This is a genomic window from Roseomonas sp. KE0001, assembly GCF_016107285.1.
GTDB lineage: Bacteria > Pseudomonadota > Alphaproteobacteria > Acetobacterales > Acetobacteraceae > Pseudoroseomonas.
Genome location: NZ_RCVQ01000004.1, coordinates 390809 through 417498 on the forward strand (window position 1 = coordinate 390809; position 26690 = coordinate 417498).

Genomic DNA, 26690 nt, shown 5'->3' on the forward strand with positions numbered 1-26690 from the left:
CGCGCGATCAGCGGCGCCCGGTGGCGCGCAGCACCGCCAGGGCCAGGCCCGTCTTGACCAGGGTGCCGGGGATGAAGAGGACGAAACCGGCCATGACGGCCTGCTCCAGGCCGGTGAAGGTGGCCAGCCAGAGCACGCCGGGGATGAAGAGAAGCAGGTGGGCGGCCAGCAGCACCCCGGCCTGCCGCGGCAGCGCGCCCCGGGCGTGGCCGGCCAGCCAGGCGGCGGCGGCGAAGCCCAGCAGGTATCCGGCGGTCGGGCCCATCAGCGCGGCCGGGCCGGCGGTGCCGCCGGCGAAGACCGGCAGGCCCAGGGCGCCTTCCGCCAGATAGAGCAGCACGGTGGCGGCGCCGAAGCGGGCGCCGCCCAGGGCGCCGAGCAGCAGCACGACCAGCGTCTGCAGGGTCGCCGGCACCGGCCACATCGGCACGCTGACCTGGGCCGAGGCGGCGAGCGCGGCAGAGCCCAGCAGGGCGAGGCCGGCATACAGGGCACCGGTGCGGGCGCGCCGGGCGGAAGGCAGGATCATCGTCATCGGGGAGGGTCCGTTCTGGCGTCTTGATCCACCGGGCTTGCCACGATGCCCGCCTCCCCGGCAAGCGCCAGCAGCCGCTGCATGGCGCCCGGCAGCACCGCGATGGCCGCGTCCGGCGAAAGCCATTCGCCCTCCGCCACGAGGCCGGGCGGCGCCTCGGCCGCCAGCAGGGTCATGCGCAGCTCGAAATGGGTGAAGCCATGCCGCGCCTCGCCCGGCAGCAGGCGCCAGTTGGGCGTGGCGGCGGGCGCGAAGGCCATCGCCTCGGTCTCGGTCCAGCCTTCCTCGCGCCAGGGGGTGCCGGGCAGGCCGAGCATGCCGCCCAGCAGGCCGGTGGGCGGGCGGCGGCGCAGCAGGATGCGCCCGGCGGCGTCCGTCAGCAGGAAGTGCACGCCGCGCTTCAGCGGCCGCGCCGCCCTGGGGGCCTTGCGCGGCAGGCCGGCGGCGATGCCGGCACGCTGGCCGAGGCAGAAGTCGCGCCAGGGGCAGAGGGCGCAGGCCGGGTTGCGCGGCGTGCAGATCGTGGCGCCGAGGTCGAACAGCGCCTGCACGAAATCCGCCGGCCGCTCGCGCGCCGCCGCCTGCTCCATCCAGCCCTGGGCCAGGGCGGCCAGGCGCGGGCGCGCGCCCGGCAGGGGCTCCTCGATGGCGAGCAGCCGGGCGGTGACGCGTTCGACATTGCCGTCCAGCGGCACCACCGGCCGGTCGAAGGCGATGGCGCCGATGGCGGCGGCGGTATAGGCCCCGATGCCCGGCAGCGCGCGCAGCCCCTCCACGGTGTCGGGGAAGCCGCCCCGCTCCGCCACGGCCCGGGCACAGGCATGCAGGTTGCGGGCGCGGGCATAGTAGCCGAGCCCGGCCCATTCCTCGGCCACCGCCTCCCAGGGCGCGGCGGCGAGGGCCCCGACGCTCGGGAAACGCGCCAGGAAGCGGCGCCAGCGCGGCGTCACGGCGGCGACGGTGGTCTGCTGCAGCATGACTTCGGAGAGCCAGATGCGGTAGGGATCGCGCGCCGCCTCGCGCCAGGGCAGGGCGCGGCGGTGACGGTCGTACCAGGCGAGCAGGGCGGGGGCAGGGGGCAGCACGGATGCAGGAAGAGGACGAAGCGCGCCGCAAGGCAAGCCCCCATGGGAGTCCCCATGAAAGTCCCCGCGGCGACGCGCCGGGCGAGGCCGCCGCCAGGCCCCGCGCCCGATTCGGCCGCGCCCCCGCCTCATCCCCCCCCGCCTCATCCCCCTCGGCCGCGCCCCCGGCCGCGGAGGCGCCCTGGCGGGCCGATCTCGGCCTGCGCCCCGTCGCCGCCCTGCTGCCGCGCGTGACCCGCCCGGCCTTCCGGCGGCGCAGCCCGGCGGCGGCGCATCTGATGTCCGACTGGCCGCAGATCGTGGGCCCCGTGCTGGCGGCGCAGACCATGCCGCAACGGCTGGTCGGCGGCACGCTGACGCTGGGCTGCTCGGGCCCGGTCGCCATGGAGTTGCAGCATCTCGGGCCGCAGCTGATCGCCAAGGTGAATGGCGCGCTCGGCCAGCGCGTGGTGGAGCGGCTGCGGTTCGTGCAGTCCGCCATGCCCGCCGCGCCGCGCCGCGCTCCCCGCCCGGCGCCCGCCGCCCTCCCCGAACCGGTCAACCGGGCGCTGGATTTGGTGGAGGACCCGGAGCTGCGCGCCGCCCTGGCGCGGCTGGGGCGGGGCGTCTACCGGCGCGCGACCGGCTCCTGAGGCCGCCGGGGCGGGACCACTGATGGCGAAATGCAACGCCGGATGGACAGCCCCGCCCCGCCACGCCATCTGCGGCGGGAGCGTGTCCGGCGCGCCCGATCGGAGAGAAGCCGCTCCGGACCAGGGAGTGTCCGGAGAATTCCATCCGGCCGGCGTTTGCTCTAAGCACGGCCGCGCCTGGCCCGCGCCGCCTCTCGATCCTCAGGAGATTCCTCCATGCCGCTGTCCCGCCGCACGCTGATGCTAGCGCCCGCCATTCTCGCGCCGCTCGCCGGGATACGGGCGGCACGCGCCCAGGGCGGGGCCGATCCGCGCCTCGGCGAGCGCGCCGCCGGCAAGCCGGAGGCCGGCGCGACGGTGATCGAGTACTTCTCCCTGACCTGCTCGCACTGCGCGCATTTCCACAAGGAGACCTGGCCGCAGGTGAAGAAGAGCCTGGTGGAGACCGGCAAGGTCCGCCTGGTCTGGCGCGACTTCCCGCTCGACCAGCTGGCGCTCGCCGCCGCCCAGGTGGCCCGCGCCCTGCCGGCCGAGCGCTATGAGGGCTTCATCGGGGCCCTGCTGGCGAGCCAGGAGCGCTGGGCCTTCGCCCGGGACGCCGACCATATCGGCGAGATCGCCAAGGTCGCCGCCCTGGCCGGGATGGGCCGGGCGCAGGTGGACGCCGCCATCGCCGACGAGGCGCTGCGCCGCGGCATCCTGGAGGGGCGGCTGAAGGGCGAGCAGGAGCACAAGGTCAGTTCCACGCCGAGCTTCGTCTTCGGCAGCCAGACCGTGCCGGGCGCGATCAGCTTCGATCGCTTCGCCGAACTCGCCGGCGCGGCTTGAGCGGCGGGGCGGAGGGGAGCGGCGGCCCGCCGCTCCCGGCGGTGGCGGCGGAGGAGGCCGAGGCGTCGCGGGACGCGGCCAGCCTGGCCGCCGCGCGCGAGGCGGCCCTGCGCGCCGTGCTCACCCGCCTGCGGATCGCCGGCTTCAAGTCCTTCGCCGAGCCGACCACGATCGAGGTGCTGCCCGGCCTCACCGGCATCGTCGGGCCGAATGGCTGCGGCAAGTCGAACGTGGTCGAGGCGCTGCGCTGGGCGATGGGCGAGACCAATGCCCGCGCCATGCGCGGCGGCGAGATGGATGATGTCATCTTCGCCGGCACCGCCACCCGCGCCGGCCGCAACCAGGCGGAGGTGACGCTGCTGCTCGAGGAGGCCGGCGGCCTCGCCCCGCCGCCCCACCAGCAGTCCAGCGACCTCGAGATCACCCGCCGTATCGTGCGCGGCGAGGGCACGGGCTTCCGCATCAACGGCCGCGAGGTGCGCGGCCGCGACGTGCAGACCCTCTTCGCCGACATCGGCAGCGGCGCCCGCGCCTCGGCCATGGTCAGCCAGGGCCGCGTCGCGGCGCTGATCGCGGCGAAGCCGGAGGAGCGGCGGCAGGTGCTGGAGGAGGCCGCCGGCATCGCCGGGCTGCGCGCCCGCCGGCACGAGGCGGAGCTGAAGCTTCGCCAGGCCGAGGCCAACCTGACCCGCGCCGACGACCTCAAGGGCCAGCTCGACGTGCAGCGCCAGTCGCTGCAGCGCCAGGCGCGGCAGGCGGCGCGCTACCGCAACCTCTCCGGCATGACGCGGCAGGCCGAGGCCGAGTACTTCGCCCTGCTGACGGCCCGCGCCGGGCAGCACCTCACGGCCGCCCGCGCCGGCTTCGACGCCGCCCGCGCCGCCACCCGCGCCGCCGAGCAGGCCGCCGCGGGCGCGGCCACCCGGGCCTTCGCCGCCGATCGCGACCTGCCGGAACCGCGCGCCCGCGAGGCCGAGGCCCGCACCGCCCTGGAGCGGCGGCGTGTCGAGCAGGAAGGGCTGGAGGCGGAGGAACGCCGCGCCCGCGAGGCGCTGGCCGCCGCCGAGGCGCAGCTCGCCCAGATGCGCGAGGATCTCGGCCATGCCAGCCGCCTCGCCGAGGATGCGCGGGCCGCCGAGGCGCGGCTGGGGCAGGAGGCCGCGGCGCTGGAGGCCATCCTCGCCGATCTGCCCGCCCGTGCCGCCGCCGCCGAGGCCGCGCGGGAAGCGGCCGAGGCCGCGGCCGCCGGCGCCGAGGCCGATGCGGACCGCGCCGCCGGCCGCGCGGCCGAGCTGAGCGCCGAGGCGGCCCGGCTGGAGCGTGAGCTCGCCGCCGCGCGGCAGCGGGCGGGGCGGGCGGAGGAGCAGCGCCGCCTCCTGGCCGGGCAGCAGGCCGCGGCGGAGTCCGCGCTGGTGCCGCCGGACGCCCTGGCCAGGGCGGCGGCGGCGCGCGAGGCGGCGGTCGCGGCGCTGGAGGCGGCGCGCGAGCGGCTGGAGCGGGGCGAGACCGCCCGCGCCGCCGCGCAGGAGGCGCATGCCATCGCGCGGCGGGCCGCCACGGAGGCCGATGCGGCGCGGTCCCGCGCCACGGCGGAGCGCGACGCCGCCGCCCATCGCGCGCGTCAGGCCACGGATCAGCGCGACCGGTTGCAGCGTGAGCGCGACGCGGCCCTGGCCGAGCGCCCCGCGCCCGAGGCGCTGGCGGCGGCGCGCGCGGCATGGACCGATGCCGAGGCGGCGCTCGGGACCGGCCGGGCAGCGCTGGAGGAGGCGGAGCGCCAGCGCGCCGCCGCCGCCCTGGCCCATGCCGAGGCCCGGGCCGCCGCCGCCGGGGCCGAGGCGAGCCGGGCCCGCGCCGAGGCCGAGCGGCAGGGGCTGGCGGATCTCCTCGGGGCCCGCGAGGCCGGTGCGGCGGCGCCGATCCTCGATGCCGTCACCGTGCCGCCCGGACTGGAGGCGGTGCTGGGCGTCGCGCTGGGGGAGGCGCTGGAAAGTCCCGCCGATCCGGTCGCCGTCCGGCACTGGCGCGCCCTGCCGCCGCTGCCCGCCGGCGCCGCCCTGCCGGACGGCGCCACGCCGCTGGACCGTCTGGTCGAGGCGCCGGCCGAGCTGGCCCGCGCGCTGTCCCGCATCGGTGTGATCGAGGGCGACGGCGCCGCGCTGCAGGCCGGGCTGGCCGCGGGGCAGAGCCTGGTGTCGCGGGAAGGTGCTCTCTGGCGCTGGGACGGGCACTGCATCCGCGCCGGCGCTCCGAGCCCCGGCGCGGTGCGCCTGACGCAGCGCAACCGGCTGCGCGCCGCCGAGGCCGCCCTGGCTGAGGCCGCCGGCCTCGCCGCGCGGACCGCCGAGGCCGCCGGCGCGGCGCAACGGGCCGAGGCCGGGGCAACCGCCGCCGAGGCCGCCGCCCGCCAGGCGCGGGACGAGGCCGAGGCCCGCCTGACCCTCGCCCGACAGGCCGAGGAACGCCTGGCAGCCGCGCTGGAGCGCGCCGAGAGCCGGCTCGCCGGCCTGGGGCCGCAGCTGGAGCGGCTGGAGGCCGAGCTGGCGCTGAGCGGTGCGGCGCGCGCTGCCGCCCAGGCCGTGCTGGACGGGCTGCCGGATGCCGGCACTGTCCGCGCGGCGCGGGACCAGGCGGCCAGGGCCGAGGCGGACGCCCTGGCGGAGGAGACCGCTGCCCGCGAGGCCCGCCGCCGCGCCGAGGCGGCGCTCGAGGAGGCGCGGGCCGCCGAGGCGCGGCTGTCGAGCCGTGCCGCCGAGGCGGAAGGCCGGCTGGCCGCCCTGGCGCCGCAGCTCAGCCGCGTGGCCGAGGAGGCCGCCGAGGCGGACCGTCTGCGGGCCGAGGCGGAGCGGGCCTTCGCCGGCCGGGCGGACCCCGAGGCGGCGCGCGCCGCCGTCGAGGTGGCGCGGCAAGCCCTGGCGGCACGCCGGGCGGAGGCCGCCGCGGCACGCGACGTCGACGCCGCGCTTGCCGCCGAGGCCGCGCGCGCCACCGCGCGCCTGCCCGCCATCGCCGCCGAGCGCGCCTCCTGGAGCGATCGCCGCGAGGGTGCCGTGGCGCGGCTGGAAAGCCTGGCGCGGCGCGAGCGCGAGGCCGCCGCCGCCCGCGAGGCCGCCGCCGGCGCGCCCGACGAGGCGGCCGCCCGCCGTGCCGCCGCGGCGCGGCAGCTGGCCGAGGCGGAGGCCGCGCATGAGGCGGCCGCCAGGCGGCTGCGCGCCGCCGAGACCGAGGAGCGCGAGGCCGGGGAGGCGCGGCGCCAGGCCGACGCCGCCTTCGCCGCCGCGCGCGAGGCGCAGCTCCGCGCCGAATCCGGGCTGCAGCAGGCTGAGGCCGCCGCCACCGCCGTGGCGCAGCGCCTGGCCGAGCGGCTGGGCGAGCAGCCGGCGCTGCCGGACCCGCCCGAGGATCTCTCCGAGGCCGCGGAGGAACGGGCGCGCCGCAAGGCCGAGCGGCTGGCGCGGGAGCGCGAGGAGATGGGGCCGGTCAATCTGCGGGCCGAGCAGGAGATGGCCGAGCTGGAGGAGCGGATCGGCGCCATCGACCGCGACCGGGACGAGATCGGCACCGCCATCGCCAAGCTGCGGGGCTCGATCGGCCATCTGAACCGCGAGGGGCGGGAGCGGCTGCGCGAGGTCTTCAACCGGGTCGATGCCGAGTTCCGCGCCCTGTTCGGCCGCCTGTTCGGGGGCGGGCGGGCGCATCTGGCGCTGGTCGGCAGCGACGATCCGCTGGAGGCCGGCCTCGAGATCTACGCCGAGCCGCCGGGCAAGAAGCTCGCCACCCTCTCGCTGCTCTCCGGCGGCGAGCAGGCGCTGACGGCGCTGTCGCTGATCTTCGCCGTCTTCCGCTGCCAGCCGGCGCCGATCTGCGTGCTCGACGAGGTGGACGCACCGCTGGACGACGCCAATGTCGAACGGCTCTGCGGCCTGCTGGAGGCGATGGCCGGGGAGGCCGGCACGCGCTTCCTGGTGGTCACGCACCACCCGCTGACCATGGCGCGGATGCATCGGCTCTATGGCGTGACGATGCAGGAGCGGGGCGTCAGCCGGCTGCTCTCGGTGGATCTTGGAAAGGCGGTGGAAATGGTGGAAGCGCTGTCGTAAGGATATTACCCGAGCGCGATCCGCGGTTCGTCGCGGGTTCCGGAAGTTGAAGCGACTCCTCCGCCAAGCGTCGGGGTGATGGAATGCGACGTCGTTGCGTGCTTGGGTTGTCCGCTCTCAGCTTCGGTCTGCTGTCGCCCCGGCGACGCGGCCAGGCGGAAGGGATCGATGCCGCACCGGTCGTGCTGACCGTGGACGGTCAGGTTGCCGGCGGCGAGACCATCGACCTCACGCTCGAGCAGATCGAGGCCCTGGGCTTCGAGACCCTGCGCACGGCGACGCCCTGGACGCGCGGCCCGCAGGCCTTCGGCGGAGTGCCGCTCCGCAGCCTGCTGCGCGGCCTCGGCGTGTCCGGCGACATGGTGGCCTCGGCGCTCAACCACTACAATGTCACGATCCCGGCCGAGGACGCGGAGAAGCATGGCGCCTTCCTCGCCACGCGGCTGGACGGGGAGCCGCTGCGGCTGCGCAACCGGGGGCCGATCTGGCTGATCTATCCCTGGTCACTGCGGCCGGAGCTGGACCAGCCCCCCTATCATGAGCGCGCCATCTGGCAGTTGCGCCGGCTCGAGGTGCGATAGGTGACACCGCGCCGCCTGCGCGCTCTGCTCGCTGGCCGGCGCGGGGCGCTCTTCAAGCTCGGCCTTGGCGGCGCGGCGCTGCTCTTCTGCCTCTCCATCGCCGCGTCCGGCCTGCACCTGACGACACAATCCGAGCTGGAGGCGCGGGTGCAGCGCACCAGCGTCTGGACCGCCAGCCAGATGCTGGTGGAGCTGAGCGAGTTCGAGGCCGTGCTGCGCGGCGTACAGCTCGGCACCGAATCGCCGGCACGGATGTGGCAGCAGTTCGAGATCCTCTACAGCCGGATGAAGTCGATCGATCCACCGGACGACCGGATTCCCCAGGATGAGATGGACCGGCTGCGCGACCAGGCCCCCCTGCTGATGGCGGAGCTGGACGAGATCGAGCGGGACCTGCAGGCCATGCTCGCCGGCAGCGTGGCGGCGGGTGGGCGGGTCGATCGCCGCCTGGCCGAGATGAAGCTGCTGCTCCGGCACGCCAATGTCCGCATCCACCAGCAGCGCAATGCCCTGGCGCAGCAGGCGCTGGCCAATCTCGGCACCGGCCAGACGGTCTTCCTGGCCTGCACCCTGGGCCTCATGGTCTCGGCCGGGCTGCTGATCCTGCTGCTGCTGGCGGAAAGCGCGCGCGCCCGGTGGCTGCTGGCGCAATCCCGCGCCGCCGCGGAGCAGCTCAGCCAGGCCGAGGGCACGCTGCGCATCCTGATCGACAACCTGCCGGCGCTGATCTGTGCCACGGACGCCGCCGGGCGCTGCCTCTTCGTGAACGAGGCCTATGCCGGCTTCCACGGGCTGGAGCCCGGCCGGGTGGGGCCCGACCTCTGCGACGGCCCGCAGGCCGGGCTGCTGATGCGCGCCCTGGCGGCGGAAGGGCCGCTGCCCTTCGTCGAGGGCGCGGCGATCGACCACAGGGGTCGGTCGCGGACGCTGCTGAGCACTGCGGTCTCGGTGGCCGGCGCCGGCGGCGAGCGGCGGCGCGTGGTCTTCATCGCCTTCGACATCACCCACCGCAAGGCGGCCGAGAACCGCATCCGCCACCTGGCCGAGCATGACCCGCTGACCGACCTGCCGAACCGCACCCTGTTCAAGACGAGGCTGCGCGCCGCCCTGGCGCCGGTCGACGGGGAGCGCGGAGGGGAGGGGATGGGCGCGTTCTGGCCCTTCGCGCTGCATTCGATCGACCTCGACGGCTTCAAGGCGGTGAATGACAGCCACGGCCACCCGGTGGGCGATGAGCTGCTGCTCGCCGTCGCGGCGCGGATGGCCGCCTGCCTGGCGCCGGAGGACATGCTGGCGCGAATCGGCGGCGACGAGTTCGCGGTGATCCAGGCGCGGGTGGCGGGGGCGGCGGAGGCGCTGGCCCTCTCCGGCCGGCTGATCGCGGCGGCGCAGGAGCCCTTTCACATCGGCGGCCTGCCGATCCGCATCGGCGCCAGCATCGGCACCGTCCTGGCGCCCGGGCAGGGTTGGCGGGACGAGACGCTGCTGCGGCGCTCGGACATGGCGCTCTACGAGGCCAAGGCGGCGGGGCGGGGGCAGGCGGTGCTGTTCCGCCCCGAGATGGAGGAGGCGGTGCTGGACGAGCGGCTGCTGACCAGCGAGGTGGTCGCCGCGCTGCGGCAGGAGGCGCTGTTCCTGGTCTTCCAGCCGAAGTACCGCATCGGCGGCGCCGAGCCCATCGGCTGCGAGGCGCTGCTGCGCTGGAACCACCCCGTTCGCGGCGCGGTGCCGCCCGGCCGCTTCGTGCCGCTGGCCGAGGCGGCCGGACATGCCGCCGCCCTCGCGCGCCACGTGCTGCGCCACGCCTGCCGCCAGGCCGCCGCCTGGCGGCGGGAGGGGCAGGAGATGCCGGTGGCGGTCAACCTCTCCGCCTCCCTCTTCGCCACCACCGAGGCGGTGGAGCTGGTGCGCGAGGCGCTGGCGGAGAGCGGCCTGCCGCACCGTCTGCTGGAGGTCGAGCTGACCGAGAGCATCTTCATCCGGGATGCCGAGCGGGCGCGGGAGACGCTGGCCGGGCTGCGCGCGCTCGGCGTGCGGGTGGCGCTCGACGATTTCGGCACCGGCTATGCCGCGCTCGGCTACCTGCAGAGCCTGCGCTTTGACACGCTGAAGATCGACCGGGTGTTCATCCAGGCGCTCGGCTCCGGCCGGCCGGACAGCACGGCGATCGTCGCCGCCATCCTGGCGCTGGCGCGGGCGCTGGGGGCCGAGGCCGTGGCCGAGGGGGTGGAGACCGAGGCGCAGCTCGCCGCCCTGGCGGCGCTCGGCTGCGACGCCGTGCAGGGCTATCTGCTGGGCCGGCCGATGCCCGCCCCGGCGCTGGCGGCGCGGTTCCGGGCCGCCGCCCTGCGGCCGTGATGCCGCCCCCGCCCTTGACACCTCATGAAGGCCCCCTTACGAGCCGTCCAGCCTTCCGGCGGGGGGACCGCGGGAGCAAGGGTTGAACGAGCAGAACGATTTCGAGGCGCGACTGAGGCAGGCCCGGCGGAAGCAGGGCCTGGAGAAGGATGCCGGCCAGGGTGGCAACGACCATCCGGACGGGCTTCCGCCCAACGCGTTTCAGATCGGCATGCGGGCGGGCGTCGAGGTCGTTTCGGCGTTGATCGCCGGCGCGGGTCTGGGCTGGCTGCTCGACCACTGGCTCGGTTCCTGGCCCTGGCTCTTCATGGTCTTCTTCGTGGTGGGTGGTGTCGCCGGGGTGATGAACGTCTATCGGCTGTTCAACCCCCGGACAGGCGCGCGCAAGTAGCACCGGGATACGGGAGAGCCGCAGTGGCCGCCGAAGGCAAGACGATCGACGCGCTGAGCCAGTTCGAGCTGCATACGGCCCTGGGGCCGATCGGCGCGGCGGTGAACTTCACCCAGTCCAACGCCCATATGCTCGCCGCGTCGGTGATCATCGTGCTGATCATGACGCTCGGCATGGCGCCGCGTGCGGTGGTGCCGGGCCGTTTCCAGGCCCTGGCCGAGACCTTCTACGAATTCGTCGAGAACCTCGTCGCCGGGCAGGTGGGCCACGAGGGGAAGCGCTACTTCCCCTTCGTCTTCGCGCTCTTCATGTTCGTGCTGTTCGGCAATGTGCTGGGGCTCTTCCCCTACGCCTTCACCTATACCAGCCACATCGCGGTCACCTTCGGCCTGGCCTTCCTGGTCTTCGCGGTGACGACGCTGGTGGCGCTGGCGCTGCATGGCAAGAAGTTCTTCGGCTACTTCTTCCCCGAGGGCGCGCCGCTCTGGCTCGCCCCGATCATCGTGCCGGTCGAGGTGGTGTCCTACCTCTCGCGGCCGATCAGCCTCTCCGTCCGTCTGTTCGCCAACATGGTCGCCGGCCACGTGCTGCTGAAGGTGTTCGCCACCTTCGTCGTGCTGCTGGGCGGCCTGGGCGCCGTCGGGCCCCTCGTCGCGGTGCTGCCGCTCGGGGTGAACGTCCTCCTGATCGGGTTCGAACTCCTGGTGGCCTTCCTGCAGGCCTATGTGTTCGCCATCCTGACCAGCATCTATCTGCATGACGCGGTGCACCTGCACTGACGGGGTCAGTCCTCACAAAGGGACCACGTCTCTGCGGGACCGCGTCCGGCGGACCTAACATCAGATCAGCGAAGGGATACCTCTGATGGAAATCGTGCTTGCTGCGAAGGCGATCGGCGCCGGTATTGCCGTCCTCGCCCTGTTCGGCGTCGGCCTCGCGCTCGGCAACATCTTCTCGACGCTGATCGCGTCCGTGGCCCGCAACCCGGCCTCGCGCGACACCGTGTTCCCCATCGGCATCCTGGGCTTCGCCCTGACGGAGGCCGTGGCGCTCTTCGCGCTGCTGATCGCCTTCCTGATCCTGTTCACCTGATCCGCCGGGTGAAGTGAAGGAGGGGCGCGGCCATGGCGCCGTGCCCCTCCGAACCGGTGCGCGAATTGCAGGGATGCAGATGATGAAGCGGATGACCCTGGCCGGCGTGACGGCCGCGCTCTACAGCCTCGGCGCCCAGATGGCGCTGGCGGCGACGGCGGTGCCCGGCGGCCTCGAGGCCCAGTCGGTGGCGGCGGCGGAAGCCTCCGGCGGCATGCCGCAGCTGGACTTCGCCAATCCGCTGATGCTCGCCCAGATCGTCTGGCTGCTGATCATCTTCGGCGTCTTCTACTACGTCCTGTCGAGCATCGCCCTGCCGCGCGTCGCTTCCGTGCTGGAGGAGCGCCGCAACCGCATCGAGGGCGACCTCGAGGCCGCGCGGGCCGCCAAGTCCGAGGCCGACGCCGCCATGGAGGCGCACCGCGCCGCCACCGCCCGCGCCCGCGCCGAGAGCCAGGCCGCCATCGCCGAGGCGACGCAGTCCGCCCAGGCCGAGGCCGCGGCCAGGGGCGCCGAGCTGAACGCCCGGCTGAACCAGCAGATCGAGGCCGCCGAGGCCCGCATCAACACGGCCCGTGACACCGCCATGGGCGCGCTGCGCGAGGTCGCGACCGACACCGCCAATGCGCTGGTGACGCGGCTGACCGGCCTGAAGAACGAGCCCGCCGTCGCCGCCGCCGTGCAGCGCGAGCTGGCGGCCCAGGGCCGGGCCTGAGGAGGGCGCGATGCATCATTACGAGCATTTCTGGCTGAACCCGACCTTCTGGGTCGCGGTCTCCTTCATCATCTTCGTGGTGCTGCTCGGCCGCACCATGTGGACCAAGGCGACCGAGGCGCTGGACGCCCGCGCCGCCAAGATCCGCGCCGATCTCGACGAGGCCGCCCGCCTGCGCGGCGAGGCCGAGGCGATGCGCCGCCAGGCGGAGGCCGACCGTGCCGCCGCGCAGAGCGAGGCGACGGCGCTGATCGCCCGCGCCAAGGCGGAGGCCGAGCGCCTGTCCGCCGCCACCGCCGCCGAGGCCGAGGCGACCGCCAAGCGCCGCGAGCGCATGGCCCTAGAGCGCATCCAGGCCGCCGAGGCCGGTGCCCTCGCCGAGGTGCGCCAGGCCGCCGCCGCCGTGGCCGCCGCCGCCGCGCGCGAGGTCATCGCTGAGACGCTGGATGCCAAGCAGGACGCCAAGCTGATCGACGACGCCGTGGCCGACCTGCCGCGGGCGCTGCGCGCCGCCTGAGGCCGGTCGCGCCGGTCGCCGCGGGACGAGGGGCCTTCGGGCCCCTTTGTCGTTTCCGTGCCTCCGGTTTGCCTTGCCGCGCGGCAGGGGGTATCGATCCGGCCCGTTTCCCGCCCCGCAGGTACCCCGCCTTGTCCGATACCGCCGCCCCGGTCCGCTACGTCGCCAAGAACATGCGGCTCGACCTGCGGCTGATCGCGGAGATGATCGCGCCCGGCAGCACGGTCCTCGACATCGGCTGCGGCGATGGGGCGCTGCTCGAGCATCTGGAGCGCGAGAAGGGCGCGGATGCGCGCGGCATCGAGATCGACATGGCCCAGGCCAGCGCCGCCGTGGCGCAGGGGCTGGCGGTGATCCATGGCGACGCCGACAACGACCTGGCCTCCTATCCGGCCGACGCCTTCGATTACGTCGTCCTCTCCCGCACCATCCACGCGGTGGAGAAGCCGCGCGAGGTGCTGCGGCAGATGCTTCGCATCGGCCGGCACGCCGTCGTCTCCTTCCCGAACTTCGGCCATTGGGAGGTGCGGCTGAAGCTGCTGCTGACCGGCCGCATGCCGATGACCTCGACCTGGGGGCGGCCCTGGTACGAGACGCCGAACATCCACCCCTGCACCATCCTCGACTTCTTCGACCTCTGCGAGCAGGACGGCTACGCGGTCGAGGACTGGCTGGCGGTGGACGAGCGGGGGCTGCGGGCGCCCTGGAAGCGCTCCGTCGGCCTGGCCAATCTCTTCGGGGAACAGGCCCTGTTCCTGCTGACCCGGAAGGCCTGAGGCGGGCGGCGGCGCGGCCCCGTGCGCGGGGTCGCGCCGGGAGGGTTCAGCCGCCGGTGCCGTTCGGGATCACCCGCACCCGGGAGATCTTCCCGTCCAGCCCGTTCTTGCGGACGTAGTCGACCAGGATGCCCTGGTTCTCGCGCGGCGTGTCGAAGTTCTGCTCGAAGGACCGCAGGCAGTAGCCCTGATCCTCCATGAAGTCGGGCCGCAGGATGTCGATGACGGTGAAGTCGTCGTCCTGCCGGGCATCGGGGCTGTCGAAGACGACGATGCGCGTGTTCATCGCCGCGGACTTCAGGATCCGCAGCGAACGGGCCTCGTCGTTGTCGCCGTCGCAGGGTCCGCTGCGCTTGCAGTTGTCGTTGCGCGCCACGCGGGAATCGTAGGTGAAGACGATATCCTGGGTGCAGCCGTTGCCCTCGTAGAAGATGAGGTCGTCGAGCGCCTTGGCCTGGCCGGCAGCCGACAGGGCGAGGCAACCGCCGAGCAGGCAGGTGGCCAGGCGTGATCGCAGTGAGCGCATGAGATGGGTCTCCCGATGCCGAAGGGCGGGAGCCGCCGCGCGGTCCGGACCGGCTCCTGGCCGTCATCCTGACGGCAGGGCCAGGTTGGCTCCGTGCCGGACCGAACCGATGTGCGCGCGCTCACAGACCCCCAGGCGGAGAGCCGGGCCTCAGGCCATGCCGCCCCGCGCCGTGATCGGCCAGAGGCACTCCACCCGGCCACCCCGCACGCCCACGAACCAGTCATAGCGGTCGATGGTCGGGTCGCAGTGGCCCGGCACCAGCCGCAGCGTCTCGCCCAGCGCGGGACGGGCGCCGCCCTCGATGGCGATATTGCCGTGCTCATCCGAGGCGCCGGCATAGCGCAGGCCCTCGCGCCCCCAGACCTTCGGGAAGCCGGAATCGGTCGGCACCGCCTTGTGGCCGGCATCGACCACGGCGAGGCCCGGCTTCGGCGTGCTCATCACCTGCGCCAGCACGAAAAGCGACTGGCGGAACGGCGGCGCCTCCTCGTTGGCGGCGTAGTCGGCGTCCATGAAGGCATAGGAGCCGGCCTGGATCTCGTTGAAGACGCCGCTCCCGGCCTCGTGGCGGAAGGTGCCGGTGCCACCGCCGCCGATGATGGCGCAGTCCAACCCCTGCTGGCGGAGCTGCTCGACGGTGCGTCGCGTCCGCTCGATGGCGCCTCCGATCGCCTCGGCCCGGCCGGCCGGGCTGCGGATGTGCTGGGCGCGGCCGTGATAGGCCTGCAGGCCGCCGAAGATCAGGTGCGGGCTGCCGGCGATGCGCTGCGCCAGGGCCACGGCCTCGGGCCCCGGCGCGACGCCGCAACGGCCGGCGCCGACATCGATCTCCACCAGCACGGGCAGGCGCGTCCCGGCCGCCTCGGCGGCCTGCTCGATCCGTTCCACGGCCCCGGCGTCATCGGCGCAGAGCGCCACCTTGCTGATTCGCGACAGCGCCGCCAGCCGCGCCAGCTTGCGCGGCGCCACGACCTCGTTGCTGACCAGGATGTCGCCGACACCGCCCCAGGCCAGCGCCTCGGCCTCGGCCACCTTCTGCACGCACTGCCCGACCGCGCCGCGGCGGATCTGCTGCAGCGCGACCACGGGGCATTTGTGCGTCTTCGCATGGGCACGGAGCCGCGCCCCGGTCGGGGCGAGGAAGGCGGCCATGGCGTCCAGATTGGCCTCGAAGGCGTCGAGGTCGAGGATCAGGGCGGGGGTATCGACCTCCTCCTCGCGCATGCCGGGTTCGGCGGGCGGGATCTGCGGCATGGCTTCGGGACTCCGGCGAAGGGGAGGCGGAAGTCTAGGCCAGGGGGTCGGGGGCGGGAATGCCGCCCGGGCGGCACTGAACTGTCATTGCCGGGGCACTGTCATGGCGCCTGCCGCGGTGCAACATAGCGCCGGTGCCGGCCAGGCCGGCGAATCGCGTGCCCTCCGGAGCCCCGCCCGTCCATGGACCGATCCACCGCGCCGGGCATCCTGCTCGCCTTCCTGGCCTATGCCGCCTACGCCGCCAGCGATGCCTCGGTGAAGCTGCTGGAGGGCGCGCTCAGCCCCTATGAGGCGGTCTTCTTCGGCGCGGTGTCGGGCCTGCTCGCCCTGCCGCTGCTGCGCCGGCGAGGGGAGCGGCTGCGGGATGTCTTCCATGCCAACAGGCGGCTGATGTGGTGGGTGCGCGCCGCCGCCGCCGCCACCGGCAGCCTCGGCAGCGTGACCGCCTTCACCCATCTCTCCATGGCCGAGGCCTTCTCGCTGCTGTTCCTGATGCCGACCTTCGTGACCCTGCTTTCCGTCGTCCTGCTGAAGGAGCCGGTCGGCTGGCGCCGCTGGGGCGCGGTGCTGATGGGCTTCGTCGGCGTGCTGGTGGTGCTGCGCCCGGGCTTCCGTGACCTCGGCATCGGCCATCTGGGCGCGGCGGTGGGGGGCCTCTCAGGCGCGGTCACGGTGGTCATGCTGCGCGCCCATGGCCAGAGCGAGAAGCGGATGTCGCTCTATGGCGCGGGGCTGCTGGGCCCGATCGTCACGGGCGGCTTGCTGATGCTCCCCGGGTTCGTCTGGCCGACGCCGGCGCAGTGGGTCTGGCTGCTGGGCTATGGCCTGCTGGCGGCGGCGGGAAACATCCTGGTCATGCTGGCCTCGGCGCGGATTCCGGCGACGCTGGTGGCCCCCACGCAGTACAGCCAGATGCTCTGGGCCATCGCCTTCGGCTACCTGGTCTTCGACGACCCGCTCGAGCCGGTGATGGCGCTGGGCGTCGCCATCATCATCCTCTCGGGCGTCTTCACCTACATGCGCGAGACGGTGCGGCGGCCGAAGGGCTGGCGGCGCGTGCCGCCGCTGCACCCGCAATGAGCGGGCGCGGGCCGCGGCGCGCCGCCATCCGGCGGCGTGCCGCGGACGAAGACCGGATCAGTGTCCGGCATTCTCTCCAGAGAAGTCCGGCGCGGCGAGGCCCGAGGCCTCGACCTGCTCGGCCAGCAGCGCCTTCAGCCGCTCCAGCCCTTCCTCCGAGCGGGCCTCGGCGCGCGCGACCAGCACCGCCTGGGTGTTGGAGGCCCGCAGCAGCCACCAGCCATCCTCGGTCAGCACGCGGACGCCGTCCACGTCGTTCACCTGGGCGCCGGACTTCGCCAGGCGGTCCTTGACCTCCTGGATGACGCCGAACTTGCGCTCATCCGGGCAATCGAAGCGCAGCTCCGGGGTGTTGATGACCTTGGGCAGGGCGTCGCGCATCTGCGCCAGGGATTCGCTGGCGCGCGCCACGATGCCGAGCAGGCGCACCGCCGAATAGGGCGCGTCGTCGAAGCCGTACCACTTGTCGGCGAAGAAGATGTGGCCCGACATCTCGCCGGCCAGCGGCGCGCGGGTCTCGGCCATCTTGGCCTTGATCAGGCTGTGGCCGGTCTTCCACATCAGCGGCGTGCCGCCCGCCCTGGCGACCTCGTCGAACAGCACCTGGCTTGCTTTGACGTCGGCGATGATGGTGCCGCCCGGATGGTTCTTCAGCACGTCGCGCGCCAGCACCACCAGGAGCTGATCGCCGAACAGCATGTTGCCCTCGCCGTCCACGGCGCCGATGCGGTCGGCGTCGCCATCGAAGGCGATGCCGAGATCGGCCCCGGTCTCGCGCACCTTGGCGATGATCTGCGCCAGGTTCTTGAGCACGGTCGGGTCGGGATGGTGGTTCGGGAAGCGGCCGTCGATCTCGCCGTTGATGACGATGTGCTCGCCCGGCAGCTTCGCCACCAGCCGCCGCGTGATCTCGGCGCCGGAGCCGTTGCCCGGGTCCCACACCACCTTCAGCGCGCGGTCGCCGCCGTCATAATCCTTCAGCAGGCGCGCGATGTACTCCTCGGAGACATCGACCTGGGTGGAGGAGCCGGAGGCCTCGGGCACCACGTCGCCCGCCGCCGCCATCCGGCCGATCTCCTGGATCTGCTGGCCGAAGAAGGGCTTCTTGCCGAGCATCATCTTGAAGCCGTTGTAGTCCGGCGGGTTGTGGCTGCCGGTGACCATGGCGGCGCCGTCGGCGCCCAGCGCATAGGCGGCGTAGTAGAGCATCGGCGTCGGGCCGCAGCCGATGCGGGCCACCTCGAGGCCGCAGGCGACCAGCCCGGCGACCAGCTGCTCCTCCAGCTCGGGGGAGGAGAGGCGGCCGTCATAGCCCACCGCCACCTTCTTCCCGCCGCCCCGCGCGACAATGCTGCCGAAGCAGCGGCCGATGGCGAAGGCATCCGCGCCGGACAGGGTTTTGCCGACGATGCCGCGGATGTCGTACTCGCGCAGGGAGGTGGGGTGGAAGTCGTGGCGGAAGTTGCTCATCCAGCTTGGCCTTCTTCAGGTGCAGGCGGTCGGGAGCGGGAAACCGCCCGGCGGGCGGGCGGGTTTCCCGGCTCCGGCGCGATCAGACGTATTTCGGCAGGAAGTCGTGCACCGCCTTGGCGATGTCGGGCCGCTGCAGGGCGAAGGCGATCTGCGCCTCCAGGAACCCCACCTTGTCGCCGCAGTCGAAGCGGCGGCCCTCGTAGCGCAGGCCATGGAAGGGCTGGGAGCCGATCAGCTTGGCCATGGCATCGGTCAGCTGCACCTCGCCGCCGGCCCCCTTCTCCATCTTGGACAGGTGCGTCAGCACCTCCGGCATCAGCACGTAGCGGCCGATGACGGTGAGGTTGGAAGGGGCGTCCTCGACCTTGGGCTTCTCGACCAGGCCCTTGACCGAGACCAGCCTGCCCTTGTCCTCCTGGATGTCCAGCACGCCATACTTGTTGACGCGCTCCATCGGGACCTCCTCGATGGCGACGACATTGCCGCCCGTCTCGAGATAGGCGTCCGCGAGCTGCTTGGTGCAGGACGTGTCGCAGAGCATCAGGTCGTCGGGCAGCAGGATGGCGAAGGGATCGTCCCCGATGAAGGAGCGGGCGCACCAGATGGCATGGCCGAGGCCCATCGGAACCTGCTGGCGCACCGTGGTGATGGAGCCGGGCAGCTGGGCCTGCTGGCGCAGCTCCTCCAGAAGCTCGTTCTTGCCGCGCTCCAGCAGCGTGCGCTCAAGCTCGTAGGCGACGTCGAAATGCTCGACGATGGCGGTCTTGCCACGGCCGGTGACGAAGCAGAACTGGTCGATCCCGGCGGCCCGCGCCTCCTCCACCGCGTACTGAATGAGAGGCTTGTCAACGACCGGAAGCATCTCCTTGGCCAGGGCCTTCGTGGCGGGCAGGAAGCGCGTGCCCAGGCCCGCGACGGGCAGCACGGCCTTCTTCAGCGGTTTCGTCACTCGGCTGATCCTTCAGGCTGTGGTCAGAACCTCTTCTGCCGCCAGGAAACGGCAGAACTAAGGCTGCGATGGCAGAGCTTTGCCATGGCACCGATCCTGCCGCAATCGCGGGCAGCACGCACTGGTTGAATCCATTATCGCAATAAAATGTCACGACAATAAAATGTCGCGGGCCCGGTTCAGGGCCGCCGCGCGGTCCGGCGGGCCGCCGCGATCGGGGTGGGCCTCCTGCATCAGCCGCCGGTGTGCCGCGCGGATCTCGGCCGGGCTCGCCCCGGCCGTCAGCCCCAGCGTCGCCAGGGCCCAGCCGTGCCCGGCCGCCTCCCCCTGCGGGCCGCCGCCGGCTTCCGCGCGCCACCCGGGATGCGCGTGGTCGAGCCAGTTCTCCAGCAGGGGAAGGCTTTCGGCATCCTCCTCCCGGCAGTGCCGCAGCAGGGCCAGCAACTCCGGCAGCGCCATCTCCCCCAGCTCGCGCCCGGCCTGCGGTCCGCTGCGGACCCGGCCGGACAGCTGCCCGCTGCCGAGGTCGAGGCGCATCAGCAGCGTCTCCGTCTCCACCTGCGTCGTGTTGCCGGCGGAGGCGGGGGCGGCGCCGAAGCGGCGCGCCTGGCGCCAGCCGCGCCAGAGCTGCAGGGCCAGCGGCGCCATCGGCAGCAGCGCCGCCGCGGCCTGCGCCATCCGTCCGCTGTAGACCAGCAGGCCGAAGGCGGCGGCGCCGAAGACCGCCAGCAGGATGGCGCCGCCGCGCCGGACCTGCGCCACGCTGGCCGTGGCGAAGCCGTGCACGGTCAGGCCCAGCAGCACCAGAACCGCCAGCCCGGCGAGGATCCAGGTCAAGGCGTGCGGGTCCGGACAGGGGGGCGGGGCGCCATCCAGGCGCGGCTGGCCAGCCTCATCGGCGGGGGGCCGGAAGCTGCGCCATCAGGCCGCGCGCCGCGCCGCCGCCGAGCCGCGCCAGCGCCCCGTGGCCGCCGGCGGCGAAGACCGCGACGGCGCGCAGCAGGTCGCGCAGCGTGGCGGGGCTGGCGGCGTCGAGGGCATGATGAGCACCGCCCGAGAGCCGGGCGATCTGTCGCAGGATGGCCGTGGCGTGGGCATCTCCCCCCTCCTGGAAGACGAAGGCGGGCGTGCCGCGCAGGCCCAGCTGGCCGGCGGCGTGGCAGAGCGGGTCGGCCGCCTCCTCGACGGCATCGCCGACGAAGACCAGCGCCGCCACCCGCTCCCGCGCCGTCTCCGCCAGGGCATGGGCGAGCACCGCGCCGATCTGGGTCTGGCCGCCGAGGCAGGTGACGCCGGACATGCGCCGGGCCAGCTCCGCGCCATCCTCCAGGAAGGGTGTGGCGGCGAATTCGCCGAAGCCGCGGTAATAGGCGAGCTGGACCGCCAGGCCGCCATGACCGGCCGCGGCCAGGAACATCTCGCCCTGCAGATGGCTGGCGCGGTCCCAGGCGGGCTGGCGGCTGGCCGTCGCGTCCACGGCGAAGATCAGCCGCCCGGGACGGTGGACCGCCGGGCGCAGGGCGGGGAGGCCCTCCGCCTGCTTCAGGAAGGCGGCGACGGCGGCGGAGGCGGGGCGGGCAGGGACATTCGCCATGCCTTCGAAGATGGCCTCGCCCGACCGCCCGTGAAAGACCGCCCCCCGCCCCGGCCGGACGGAAAAGCGCTCCAGCCTCAGCTCTGCGTCACGGCCAGCGCCGTCATGTTGGAGATGCCGCGCGCGGTCACGCTCGGCACCAGGACATGGACCGGCTTGCGCATGCCCAGCAGGATGGGGCCGACCTGCAACCCGTCCGCCGCCGCCTTCACCAGATTGTAGGCGATATTGGCGGCATCGAGGTTCGGCATGACCAGCAGGTTGGCCGTCTCGGTCAGCGGGGACGCATGCACGGCCCGGTCGCGGATCGCCGGGATCAGCGCCGCATCGGCGTGCATCTCGCCATCCACCTCCAGATCCGGCGCGGCGGCCTGGATCAGCTTCAGCGCCTCGCGCATCTTGCGCGCCGAGGGCGCGCCGCTGGCGCCGAAGGAGGAGTGCGAGAGCAGGGCCACGCGCGGCGTCAGGCCGAAGGCGCGCACCTGCTCGGAGGCGAGCAGCGTCATCTCCGCCACCTGCTCCGCCGTCGGATCGACGATCAGGTGGGTGTCGACGAAGAACAGCACGCCGGCCGTCAGGATCACGCCGGTCAGCGCATAGACGCGGCTGACATCCTCGCGCTTGCCGATCACGTCATGCGCCTGGTGCCAGATCCGCATCCATTCGCCCTGGCCGCCGACCAGCGCGGCATCGACATAGCCGCCCTCCAGCAGCAGGGAGGCGGCGACCGAGGGGCGGGTGCGGACGAAACGCTCGCAGGCATCCGGCGGCACGCCGCGGCGGCCGACCTTCTGCCGGTAGATGTCGATCAGCGGCAGGAAGATCTCGTCATCGACGTCCGGGTCGAGCACACGGACGCTCTCCTCGAGATCCATGCGCAGGCCCATGGTCCTGACCTTCTCGGCGATCACGGCGCGGCGGCCGATCAGCACCGGCTCGGCCACGCCGTCATCCAGCACCGACTGCACGGCGCGCAGCACGCGCTCGTCCTCGCCCTCGGAATAGGCGACGCGGCGCGGCTGCTTGCGCGCCGCCTCGACCACCGGGCGCATCAGGTCGCCCGAGCGGTAGACGAAGCGCTCCAGCGTCTCGCGATAGGCGGTGAAATCGGCGATCGGCCGTGTCGCGACGCCGCTGTCCATCGCCGCGCGCGCGACGGCGGGCGCGATCTCCAGGATCAGCCGGGGGTCGAAGGGCTTCGGGATGATGTAGTCCGGCCCGAAGATCGGCGCCTGCCCGCCATAGGCGGCGGCCACCACCTCGGAGGCCTCGATCCGCGCCAGGCGGGCGATGGCCTCGACGGCGGCCACCTTCATCGCCTCGTTGATGGTGGTCGCCCCGGCATCCAGCGCGCCGCGGAAGATGAAGGGGAAGCAGAGGACGTTGTTGACCTGGTTCGGATAGTCCGAGCGGCCGGTGGCGACGATGGCGTCCGGCCGGGCGGCGCGCACCGCCTCGGGCAGGATCTCCGGCTCGGGATTGGCGAGGGCCAGCACCAGCGGGCGCGGCGCCAGCTTGGGGAGCCATTCCGCCTTCAGGACCCGCGGCGCCGAGAGGCCGAGGAAGACATCGGCGCCGGTCAGCACCTCCTCGAGGGTGCGCGCCGTGGTCGCCTGGGCGTAGCGGTCCTTGTAGGGGTCCATCAGCTCGGGGCGGCCGACATAGACCACGCCCTTGATGTCGGTGACGGTGATGTTCTCGCGCTTCGCGCCCATCGCCACCAGCAGGTCGAGGCAGGCCAGCGCGGCGGCGCCGCCGCCGGAGGTGACGATCCGCGCCTCGGCGAGCTGCTTGCCCTGCAGCAGCAGGCCGTTGCGCACGGCGGAGGCGACGATGATGGCGGTGCCGTGCTGGTCGTCGTGGAAGACCGGGATCTTCATCCGCTCGCGGAGCGCGCGCTCGATCTCGAAGCACTCCGGCGCCTTGATGTCCTCGAGGTTGATGGCGCCGAAGCTGGGCTCCAGCACCGCCACGGCCTCGACGAACTTCGCCGGGTCGAGCTCGTCCACCTCGAGGTCGATGGAATCGATGCCGGCGAACTTCTTGAAGAGGACGGCCTTGCCCTCCATCACCGGCTTCGAGGCCAGGGCGCCGATGGCGCCGAGGCCGAGCACGGCAGTGCCGTTGGTTATCACGGCGACCAGGTTGCCGCGCACCGTCATGTCGTAGGCGGCCCGGGGGTCGGCCGCGATCGCCTCGCAGGCGGCGGCGACGCCGGGGGAATAGGCCAGGGCCAGGTCGCGCTGCGTCGCCATCCGCTTGGTCGGCTCGACGCTGAGCTTTCCAGGGCGCGGCAGCTGGTGGTAGTTCAGCGCCGCCTTGCGGAAATCATCGTCCATGCGCACCTCCGTGCCCCGGACGATGACGGAGCCGGCACAGTGCCACAAGGGAGCAGGGCCGGATGACAGGCGGGGCGATGAATTACGGTTCAGGGAAATATGCGGTCGAGAAGATTCGAACTTCCACGGGGTTGCCCCCACCAGCACCTCAAGCTGACGCGTCTACCATTCCGCCACGACCGCACGTGGGAAAGTATCAGGCAGGGCCGGGCGTATAGCCGATGATCTCGGAGACAGCAACAACCCCCGGAGGGCCGGCGGAAGATAATTCTTCGGCCCCCGCTCCCGCTCCCGCCCCGGACACGCCCGAATGGCGCGTCGCCCCCGGCCTGACCGCCTATCCGGAGGCCCTGGCGGCCATGGAGGCGCATGCGGCCGCCATCCGCCAGGACGGCGCGCCGGAGCGGGTCTGGCTGGTCGAGCACAGCCCCGCCTATACGGCCGGCACCTCGGCCACGCCGGACGGCCTCGTCGAGGCGCGCTTCCCGACCTACGCCGCCGGGCGGGGCGGGCAATGGACCTATCACGGCCCCGGCCAGCGCACCGCCTACGTCATGCTGGACCTCACGCGGCCGCACGGCCGCGTGCCGGCGCGCGACGTGCGCGCCTTCGTGCACGGGCTGGAGGAGTGGATGATCCGCGCCCTGGACTGTTTCAACGTGCGCGGGGAGCGGCGTGAGGGGCGGGTCGGCATCTGGGTGGCGGACCCGGCGCGCGGGCGGGAGGACAAGATCGGCGCCATCGGCGTGCGCGTGACCCGCTGGGTGAGCTGGCACGGCATCGCGCTCAATGTCGATCCCGACCTGTCGCACTTCGCCGGCATCGTGCCCTGCGGCATCCGCCAGCACGGTGTCACCAGCCTCTGGGCGCTCGGCGTCACGCCCAGCATGGCCGAGGTGGACGTGGCGCTGCGGCTGGCCTGGGAGGATGTCTTCGGCTGACCGCGCCGCCGCCTCCGCGTTGCGGCGCCGGGGTTGCCATGCGATCATCGGATGACTGGGACGGGAGAACGGACATGACATCATCGCCGCGCCATGCGGGGCTGCGGAGAGCTGCGGCGTGAGCGCGCCGACGCTTTACGACGCCACCGGGCTGCGCGCCTTCGCCTCGGCCCTGTTCCAGGCGGCGGGCGTGCCGGCCGCCAAGGCCGATGTCATGGCCGGGGTGCTCGTCGAATCCGACCTGATGGGTCATGTGACGCATGGTCTCGGCCTGGTGCCGAAGTACCTGGACGATCTCGAGAGCGGCCTGATGCGCCCCGATGGCGAGCCGGAGGTGCTCTCCGACCGCGGCGCGTGCCTCGCCTGGAACGGCCGTGCCCTGCCGGGCGGCTGGCTGACCACGACGGCGCTCGACCTCGCCATGGAGCGGGCGCGGCAGCATGGCACGGTCAGCATCGCCATCGGCAACAGCCACCATATCGGCTGCCTCGCGGTCTATTCCGCGCGGGCGGCGGCGGAGGGGCTGGTCTGCATCCTGCACAGCAGCGCCCCGGGGACGGCCAGCGTCGCGCCCTTCGGCGCCCGGCAGGGCGTCCTCTCGCCCAACCCGGTCTCGGCCGGCTTTCCCACCGGCGGCGTGCCGGTGGTGACCGACATCTCCGCCTCCATCACCACCAACAACATGAGCCTGCGGCTGGCCAAGCTCGGCCGCCGCTTCCCGCAGAAATGGTTGATGGATGCCGAGGGCCATGCCACCGACGATCCGGCGGTAATCGGCCGGGGCGGCACGGTGCTGCCCGCCGGCGGCCTCGATCACGGGCAGAAGGGCTATGGCTGGGCGCTGATGACCGAGGCACTGACCCAGGGCCTCTCCGGCTTCGGCCGCGCCGACGGGGCCGGTGGCATGCTGGCCAGCGTCTTCCTGCAGGTGATCGATCCTGAGGCCTTCGCCGGGCTCGACGCCTTCACCCGCCAGACCGGCCATACGGTCGCCGCCTGCCGCGCCGCGGCGCCGCGCCCGGGTGTGGAGAGGGTGCGCCTGCCCGGCGAGAAGGGCCTGGCCCAGCGCGAGGCCGCGCTGCGCGAGGGGGTGCCGCTGGCCGAGGGCATCCTGGAGTCACTCCGCCCCTATGCCGGGCGCCTCGGCGTCGCCCTGCCGGAGCCCGTGGCCTGAGTTTCCGTATCCGCGGCCCGTCCGGCGGTCCCGCCGGCGGACGGGCCGCCCGCAAGCACCCCCGCAAGCACCAATGATCAGGGACGTCCGCCCATGTCCATCATCGACCTTTCCGCCAAGCGGTTGAACGGCCCCGTCATCCGCCTCCATCCCAACGACAATGTCGTGGTCGCCCGCATCCCGGTGGAGGCGGGAACCTCGATCCCCGGCGAGAACGTCCTGGCGCGCGAGGCGGTCCAGGCCGGCTACAAGATCGCCACGCGCCATCTGCGCAAAGGCGAGCCGATCCTGAAGTATAACGTGACCATCGGCTTCGCCGCCGAGGACATGCCGGCCGGCACCATGCTGCACGGCCACAACATCACCTTCACCGAGTTCGACCGCGACTACGCCTTCTGCGAGGACTACGCGCCGCTCGCCATGGTGCCGGAGGCGGAGCGCGCTACCTTCCAGGGCATTGTCCGCGGGGACGGGCGCGTCGGCACGCGGAACTACATCGGCATCGTCTCGACGGTGAACTGCTCGGCGACCGTGGTGCAGAACATCGCCGATCACTTCACCGCCGAGCGCCTGGCCGAGTTCCCCAATGTCGACGGCGTCGCCGCCTTCACGCACCAGACCGGCTGCGGCATGGAGCTTTCGGGCGAGCCGATGCAGCTGCTGCGGCGGACGCTCGCCGGCTACATCCGCCACCCGAACATCGCCGCCGTGCTGGTCATCGGCCTCGGCTGCGAGCGCAACCAGATCGCCGGGCTGATGCAGGAGCACGGCCTGTCGGCGGGGCCGAAGCTGCGCCACTTCACCATGCAGGAGACCGGCGGCACGCGGAAGAGCATCGAGGCCGGCATCGCCGCCGTGCGCGAAATGCTGGCCGAGGCCAATGCCGTGACGCGGCAGACGGTGCCCGCGAGCCACATCATGGTCGGGCTGCAATGCGGCGGCTCGGACGGCTTCTCCTCGATCACCGCCAATCCGGCCCTCGGCCATGCCATGGACATCCTGACCCGGCACGGCGGCACGGCGATCCTGTCCGAGACGCCGGAGATCTATGGCGTCGAGCACACGCTGACACGCCGCGCCGCCAGCCGGGCGGTGGGCGAGAAGCTGATCGAGCGCATCCGCTGGTGGAAGGACGAGTATGCCGCCGGGCGCGACACGCAGATCAACGGCGTGGTCAGCCCCGGCAACCAGGCCGGCGGCCTCGCCAATATCTTCGAGAAGTCGCTCGGCTCCTCGATGAAGGGCGGCACCGGCCCGCTGATGGAGGTCTACAAATACGCCGAGCCGGTGACGACGCCGGGCTTCGTCTTCATGGACAGCCCGGGCTTCGACCCGGTCTCGGCCACCGGTCAGGTGGCGGGCGGGGCGAACGTCATCTGCTTCACCACCGGCCGCGGCTCGATGTTCGGCTGCAAGCCGGCGCCCTCGATCAAGCTCGCCACCAATACGCCCATGTACCGCCGGCTGGAGGAGGACATGGACATCAATTGCGGCGAGATCCTCGACGGCACGGCCAGCCTGCAGGAGATGGGCCAGCGGATCTTCGAGCACATCCTGCGCATCGCCTCCGGCGAACGGAGCAAGAGCGAGGATCTCGGCGTCGGCAAGCACGAGTTCGTGCCCTGGCAGATCGGCATCATGGGGTGAGGGGACCCGCCATCCGGGCATTCCGCGGAGGCCCGGATGGCGACCAAGTCTTACAATCTATCCGGGCAAAGTGCTGGAACAGCTCTCGTTAAGAGAT

24 protein-coding genes and 1 tRNA gene are annotated in these 26690 nt (G+C 73.1%); 15 read left to right on the forward strand and 10 right to left on the reverse strand.

Features of this window, described 5'->3' with window-relative positions; translation table 11 throughout:
* Window positions 1-7: 7 nt before the first annotated feature.
* Window positions 8-535: a biotin transporter BioY gene (locus D9598_RS11095; RefSeq protein ID WP_232477109.1), complete on the reverse strand. Its 528-nt coding sequence runs from the start codon at window positions 533-535 to the stop codon at window positions 8-10.
* Window positions 532-1620, reverse strand: a complete 1089-nt coding sequence (locus tag D9598_RS11100) for an A/G-specific adenine glycosylase (protein WP_198366604.1) — start codon at window positions 1618-1620, stop codon at window positions 532-534. Before D9598_RS11100 ends, D9598_RS11095 begins: the two co-directional genes overlap by 4 nt.
* A 2-nt stretch (window positions 1621-1622) precedes the next feature.
* Here D9598_RS11100 and D9598_RS11105 point away from each other — a divergent pair, with 2 nt between their 5' ends.
* From D9598_RS11105 to metW, 11 genes are all read left to right on the forward strand, one after another.
* Window positions 1623-2252, forward strand: a complete 630-nt coding sequence (locus D9598_RS11105) for a DUF721 domain-containing protein (RefSeq protein WP_198366553.1) — start codon at window positions 1623-1625, stop codon at window positions 2250-2252.
* 216 nt (window positions 2253-2468) lie between these two features.
* Window positions 2469-3080: a thioredoxin domain-containing protein gene (locus tag D9598_RS11110; protein WP_198366554.1), complete on the forward strand. Its 612-nt coding sequence runs from the start codon at window positions 2469-2471 to the stop codon at window positions 3078-3080.
* A gap of 107 nt (window positions 3081-3187) precedes the next feature.
* Complete coding sequence (locus D9598_RS11115; protein WP_198366602.1) at window positions 3188-7180, forward strand: AAA family ATPase; 3993 nt, start codon at window positions 3188-3190, stop codon at window positions 7178-7180.
* Window positions 7181-7287: 107 nt separating this feature from the next.
* Window positions 7288-7761, forward strand: a complete 474-nt coding sequence (locus tag D9598_RS11120; protein ID WP_198366555.1) for a molybdopterin-dependent oxidoreductase — start codon at window positions 7288-7290, stop codon at window positions 7759-7761.
* Window positions 7762-10119, forward strand: coding sequence for an EAL domain-containing protein (locus tag D9598_RS11125; protein WP_198366556.1), 2358 nt, complete (start codon window positions 7762-7764; stop codon window positions 10117-10119).
* A gap of 82 nt (window positions 10120-10201) precedes the next feature.
* Entirely contained in the window at window positions 10202-10510 is a 309-nt protein-coding gene (locus D9598_RS11130; RefSeq protein ID WP_198366557.1) for an AtpZ/AtpI family protein, read from the forward strand.
* A gap of 23 nt (window positions 10511-10533) precedes the next feature.
* Window positions 10534-11289, forward strand: coding sequence for a F0F1 ATP synthase subunit A (locus D9598_RS11135; protein ID WP_198366558.1), 756 nt, complete (start codon window positions 10534-10536; stop codon window positions 11287-11289).
* Window positions 11290-11374: 85 nt separating this feature from the next.
* Complete coding sequence (locus D9598_RS11140; RefSeq protein ID WP_076959667.1) at window positions 11375-11602, forward strand: ATP synthase subunit C family protein; 228 nt, start codon at window positions 11375-11377, stop codon at window positions 11600-11602.
* An 82-nt stretch (window positions 11603-11684) separates the two neighbouring features.
* A complete protein-coding gene (locus D9598_RS11145; protein ID WP_232477112.1) occupies window positions 11685-12317 on the forward strand; it encodes a F0F1 ATP synthase subunit B' in 633 nt (210 codons plus the stop codon).
* A 10-nt stretch (window positions 12318-12327) separates the two neighbouring features.
* Window positions 12328-12834 (forward strand): F0F1 ATP synthase subunit B, encoded by a 507-nt coding sequence (locus D9598_RS11150; RefSeq protein WP_198366560.1) that lies wholly within the window; start codon window positions 12328-12330, stop codon window positions 12832-12834.
* A gap of 173 nt (window positions 12835-13007) precedes the next feature.
* Window positions 13008-13610 carry a methionine biosynthesis protein MetW gene (metW, locus tag D9598_RS11155; RefSeq protein ID WP_198366603.1) on the forward strand — a complete coding sequence of 201 codons (603 nt, stop codon included), beginning with the start codon at window positions 13008-13010 and terminating at the stop codon, window positions 13608-13610.
* 46 nt (window positions 13611-13656) lie between these two features.
* Here metW and D9598_RS11160 read toward each other — a convergent pair whose 3' ends face one another.
* Window positions 13657-14136 carry a hypothetical protein gene (locus D9598_RS11160; protein ID WP_198366561.1) on the reverse strand — a complete coding sequence of 160 codons (480 nt, stop codon included), beginning with the start codon at window positions 14134-14136 and terminating at the stop codon, window positions 13657-13659.
* A gap of 150 nt (window positions 14137-14286) precedes the next feature.
* The gene (locus tag D9598_RS11165) at window positions 14287-15393 is read right to left on the reverse strand and encodes a DSD1 family PLP-dependent enzyme (RefSeq protein ID WP_198366562.1); all 1107 of its coding nucleotides are present in this window, start codon (window positions 15391-15393) and stop codon (window positions 14287-14289) included.
* Window positions 15394-15576: 183 nt separating this feature from the next.
* Here D9598_RS11165 and D9598_RS11170 point away from each other — a divergent pair, with 183 nt between their 5' ends.
* A complete protein-coding gene (locus tag D9598_RS11170; protein WP_198366563.1) occupies window positions 15577-16476 on the forward strand; it encodes a DMT family transporter in 900 nt (299 codons plus the stop codon).
* 57 nt (window positions 16477-16533) lie between these two features.
* On the opposite strand, the gene pgmG is transcribed toward D9598_RS11170, so the two are convergent.
* From pgmG to D9598_RS11200, 6 genes are all read right to left on the reverse strand, one after another.
* Entirely contained in the window at window positions 16534-17946 is a 1413-nt protein-coding gene (gene pgmG, locus D9598_RS11175; RefSeq protein WP_198366564.1) for a phosphoglucomutase/phosphomannomutase PgmG, read from the reverse strand.
* 82 nt (window positions 17947-18028) lie between these two features.
* Entirely contained in the window at window positions 18029-18898 is an 870-nt protein-coding gene (galU, locus tag D9598_RS11180; protein WP_198366565.1) for a UTP--glucose-1-phosphate uridylyltransferase GalU, read from the reverse strand.
* A gap of 150 nt (window positions 18899-19048) precedes the next feature.
* Complete coding sequence (locus tag D9598_RS11185; protein ID WP_198366566.1) at window positions 19049-19735, reverse strand: J domain-containing protein; 687 nt, start codon at window positions 19733-19735, stop codon at window positions 19049-19051.
* A 55-nt stretch (window positions 19736-19790) separates the two neighbouring features.
* Window positions 19791-20492 (reverse strand): VWA domain-containing protein, encoded by a 702-nt coding sequence (locus D9598_RS11190; protein ID WP_198366567.1) that lies wholly within the window; start codon window positions 20490-20492, stop codon window positions 19791-19793.
* A gap of 77 nt (window positions 20493-20569) precedes the next feature.
* Window positions 20570-22831, reverse strand: coding sequence for an NADP-dependent malic enzyme (locus tag D9598_RS11195; protein WP_198366568.1), 2262 nt, complete (start codon window positions 22829-22831; stop codon window positions 20570-20572).
* Window positions 22832-22931: 100 nt separating this feature from the next.
* Window positions 22932-23014, reverse strand: a tRNA-Leu gene (locus D9598_RS11200).
* A 38-nt stretch (window positions 23015-23052) separates the two neighbouring features.
* Here D9598_RS11200 and lipB point away from each other — a divergent pair.
* The 3 genes from lipB (at window position 23053) to D9598_RS11215 (ending at window position 26593) form a co-directional block, all read left to right on the forward strand.
* Window positions 23053-23772 (forward strand): lipoyl(octanoyl) transferase LipB, encoded by a 720-nt coding sequence (gene lipB / locus D9598_RS11205; protein ID WP_198366569.1) that lies wholly within the window; start codon window positions 23053-23055, stop codon window positions 23770-23772.
* A 118-nt stretch (window positions 23773-23890) separates the two neighbouring features.
* Complete coding sequence (locus tag D9598_RS11210; RefSeq protein WP_198366570.1) at window positions 23891-24946, forward strand: Ldh family oxidoreductase; 1056 nt, start codon at window positions 23891-23893, stop codon at window positions 24944-24946.
* Between the two features lie 93 nt (window positions 24947-25039).
* Window positions 25040-26593 carry a UxaA family hydrolase gene (locus tag D9598_RS11215; protein ID WP_198366571.1) on the forward strand — a complete coding sequence of 518 codons (1554 nt, stop codon included), beginning with the start codon at window positions 25040-25042 and terminating at the stop codon, window positions 26591-26593.
* Window positions 26594-26690: the final 97 nt, after the last annotated feature.